Here is a 2063-nt window from a genome sequence, read left to right as displayed (position 1 = left end):
ATTCACTACGGCTGGGTGATGGTCGGCGTGACCTTCCTCACCGCGCTGGTCAATGCCGGCGCGGTCGGGGCGCCCGGCGTGTTCATCGTTCCGTTGCAGCAGGAATTCGGGTGGAGCACCGCGGATATTTCGTCCGCTCTGTCGATCCGCTTCGTGCTGTTCGGGTTGATGGCGCCGTTCGCCGCAGCGCTGATGAACCGGTTCGGTCTGCGCCAAGTGACGTTGACCGCGCTTCTGGTGGTCGTGATCGGGCTGGTCGCATCGTTGGCGATGACGTCGCTGTGGCAATTGATGCTGCTGTGGGGCGTGGTGGTCGGTGTCGGCACCGGCCTCACGGCGCTGGTGCTCGGCGCCACGGTGGCGACGCGCTGGTTCGTCGCCCGCCGCGGCCTGGTGATCGGCATGATGACCGCGAGCGTCGCCACCGGCCAGCTCGTGTTCCTCCCGATCCTCGCCTCGCTCACCGAACGCTACGGCTGGCGGATCGCAATGGCTTATGTCTGCGCGCTGATCGGCATCGCCGCAGTCGCGGTGCTGATCGCAATGCGCAACCGGCCGAGCGACGTCGGGCTGCGGCCCTATGGCGACACCAGCACCGAGCCGGTGCCGCTGTCGGCGCAGGCTGCGCCCGGCTCGATCGCCGCCGCCGCGCTCGGCGCGCTCCGCGACGCGGCCAAGACGCGGGTGTTCTGGGTGCTGTTCGGCACCTTCTTCATCTGCGGCGCTTCGACCAACGGCCTGGTGCAGGTTCACCTGATCCCGCTGTGCGCCGACTTCAACATCCCGCAGGTGCAGGCCGCGGGGCTGCTCGCCGCGATGGGCGTGTTCGATTTCATCGGCACCATCCTGTCGGGCTGGCTGGCAGATCGCTACGACAATCGCTGGCTGCTGTTCTGGTACTACGGCCTGCGCGGCCTCAGCCTGCTGGCGCTGCCGTTCACCGACTTCTCGTTCTACGGCCTGTCGCTGTTCGCGGTGTTCTACGGCCTGGACTGGGTCGCCACCGTGCCGCCGACGGTGCGGCTGACGGCGCAGAAGTTCGGCCCGGAGCGCGCCAACCTGGTGTTCGGCTGGATCTTCGCCGGCCATCAGCTCGGCGCCGCCACCGCTGCATTCGGCGCCGGCCTGTCGCGCGACCTGCTGGCGAGCTACCTGCCGGCCTTCTTCATCGCCGGCGCCCTGTGTGTGATCGCCGCCGCAGCCGCGCTGACGATCAGCAAGGCTGCCAAGCCTGCGGTGGCATAGCCTCCACTGATCGAAGGCCGTCATTGCGAGGAACGCAGCGACCAAGCAATCCAGGGCTCAGTGCACCGAGCTCCTGGATTGCTTCGCTACGCTCGCAATGACGATTGGGCTTACGGCCGCATCCGCATGCCGGTCGCGACGCCGGGCTTGCGCAGCGGTTCGGCCAAGCGGGCGAATTCGCAGAGCAGCGAACGCGTCTTGCGCGGATCGATGATCTCTTCGACCCAGAACTTCTCCGCCGAGCGGAACGGCGAACGCAGCTTGTTCAAGCGCTCCTCGATCTCGCGCATCTTGGCGTCGCGATCCTCCGCCGCGTCGAGGTCGGCGCGATACGCCGCTTCGATGCCGCCTTCGAGCGGCAGCGAACCCCAATACGCCGACGGCCACGCATAGCGCATCGAGAACCGGTTCGCCGGCTGGTGCACCACGCCGGCGACACCGAAGGCGTTGCGGACGATGATCGTGCACCATGGCACGGTGGACTGATTGACCGCGGTCATCGCACGGACGCCGTGGCGGATCGTCGCCGATTTCTCGGCTTCGAGTCCGATCATGAACCCGGGGCAGTCCATCAGATACACCACCGGCAGATGGAAGGTCTCGGCGAGATCGACGAAGCGAATGACCTTCTGGCAGGTGTCCGAGGTCCACGACCCGCCGTAGTGATACGGATCGCCGGCCAGCACCGCCACCGCCCGCCCCTCGAGTCGTGCAAGGCCGGTGATGATCGAGCGGCCGAACGCCGAGCCGATCTCGAAGAACGAGCCCTGCTCGACTACCGTTTCGATGATCGGCCGCATTTGGTAGACATGCCGGCG

Annotated in this window: 2 protein-coding genes; one reads left to right on the top strand and one right to left on the bottom strand. The window is 67.0% G+C overall.

What is annotated here, in order from left to right; genetic code table 11:
- Positions 1–1245: MFS transporter (locus tag DYI24_RS25585; RefSeq protein WP_164574305.1), on the top strand; the 1245-nt coding region annotated here is incomplete at its 5' end.
- A gap of 110 nt (positions 1246–1355) precedes the next feature.
- On the opposite strand, the gene DYI24_RS25580 is transcribed toward DYI24_RS25585, so the two are convergent.
- Positions 1356–2063 (bottom strand): carboxyl transferase domain-containing protein (locus tag DYI24_RS25580; RefSeq protein WP_283810906.1); only part of this gene is annotated, 708 nt, incomplete at its 5' end.

This window comes from Rhodopseudomonas sp. BR0C11 (genome assembly GCF_010820945.1).
Lineage (GTDB): Bacteria > Pseudomonadota > Alphaproteobacteria > Rhizobiales > Xanthobacteraceae > Rhodopseudomonas > Rhodopseudomonas palustris_H.
This window is presented reverse-complemented; position numbering and strand designations above follow the sequence as displayed.